The sequence below is a fragment of the Lysobacter enzymogenes genome, assembly GCF_017168095.1.
Classification (GTDB): domain Bacteria; phylum Pseudomonadota; class Gammaproteobacteria; order Xanthomonadales; family Xanthomonadaceae; genus Lysobacter; species Lysobacter enzymogenes_D.
The window spans coordinates 1-1,466 of sequence record NZ_LXSD01000522.1 but is presented as its reverse complement, the minus strand read 5'-3'; the positions used below and the strand labels follow the sequence as shown (position 1 = coordinate 1,466).

Annotated in this window: 2 protein-coding genes; one reads left to right on the top strand and one right to left on the bottom strand. The window is 72.4% G+C overall.

Annotated features, from left to right (window positions below; genetic code table 11):
- Positions 1 to 598, bottom strand: a 598-nt coding sequence (locus A7A76_RS21030; RefSeq protein ID WP_206413136.1) for a TetR/AcrR family transcriptional regulator, incomplete at its 3' end; no start/stop codon positions are given.
- 153 nt (positions 599 to 751) lie between these two features.
- Between A7A76_RS21030 and A7A76_RS21025 the strand changes: the two genes are divergently transcribed.
- Positions 752 to 1,396 (top strand): glutathione S-transferase family protein, encoded by a 645-nt coding sequence (locus tag A7A76_RS21025; protein WP_241201097.1) that lies wholly within the window; start codon positions 752 to 754, stop codon positions 1,394 to 1,396.
- Positions 1,397 to 1,466: the final 70 nt, after the last annotated feature.

Genomic DNA, 1,466 nt, shown 5'->3' with positions numbered 1-1,466 from the left:
GCACCCGCGCCCGCGGCGGGGCCGGTGCGGGCGCCGCGATGGCCTCGGTCAGGGCCAGCACCTGGTCGAGCGCGGCGCGGCGGATCTCTTTGCCCAATTCGGCGTCGTCGATGGCGCGCGCGAGCATGGTGCCGCCGACGCACAGCGTCGCCATCGCCACCGCGCGCTCGCGCGCCTCGCGGCCGGGCCCAAGCGAGCGCTGCATCATCGCGATCAGGCTGTCGAGCACCTGGGTATAGGCGCGCTTGACGCAATCGTCGCCGCGCCCGACCTCGGAGGAGAACGCGACCAGCGGGCAGGGATAGTCGAAGTCGGCGACGTGGCGGTCGGACAGGTACTCGCGCGCCAGCCGCGCGGCCGCCGGCGGATCGGTTTCGCAGCCGCCGGCGGGCATCGCGGTCAGGATGTGCTCGACCGCCTCGGCGTACAGGTCCTGCTTGCGCTTGAAGTGGTTGTAGAAGCCGCCGCGGGTCAGGCCGGCCTCGGCCATGATCTCGTCGATCGACACCTCGGCGAAGCCGCGGCGGGTGAACAGCCGGCGCGCGGTGGCGACGATGCGCGCGCGGGTCTGGGCTTTGTGTTCGCTGGTGTAGGGCATGGCGGCGGCTTGGGAGCGGCGAAGGCGGGCCGGAACCGGTTTAGCACGATTCTAAATATGTTCTTGAACATATTTACCCGGCTCGCAGAATCGTCCGCGCGGCGGCGCTCCGCCCCCGCAATCGGTATGCCCCCACGCCACGAGGACGTCGCGATGAAGCCCATGCAGCTGTACTACTACGAATCGCCCAATGCCCGCACCGCCTGCGCGGTCGCCCGCCACGTCGGCGCGCCGGTCGAGTTCGTGCGGATCGAGCTCAAGCGCGGCGAGCACCGCCGCCCCGAGTTCCTGGCGATCAACCCCAACGGCAAGGTGCCGGTGCTGGTCGACGGCGACACCACGGTCTGGGAATCGCCGGCGATCGCCGCCCACCTCGCGCAGAAGACCGGCTCGCCGCTGTGGCCGGCCTCGCCGGCGCAGCAGGTCGAACTGCTGCGCTGGACCCACTGGGGCGCGGCGCATTTCAACCGTCACGCCGGCGCGCTGTTCTTCGAGCGCGTGGCCAAGCCGATCTTCGGCCTCGGCGCGCCCGATGCGGCCACGGTCGCGGAAGCCGACAAGCACCTGCGCCACTTCGCCAAGGTGCTCGACGCGCACCTGCGCGAACGCCCGTACCTGCTCGGCGACGCGCTCAGCACCGCCGATTTCGCGGTCGCGGCGATGCTGCCGTGGGCGCAGGCCGCGCAACTGCCGCTGGACGGCTACGCCCACCTGGGCCGGTGGTCCGCGCGGATCGAAGCGCTGCCGGCCTGGCGCCAGCCGTATCCCGATCCCGACGCGGCCGACATGGCGGCCTGAGCCCATCGCGCACCTGCGCCCGCCGCGCCCCGGCGCGTAGCGGGCGCGGCGTCGGCATCGCGCCGCCGCA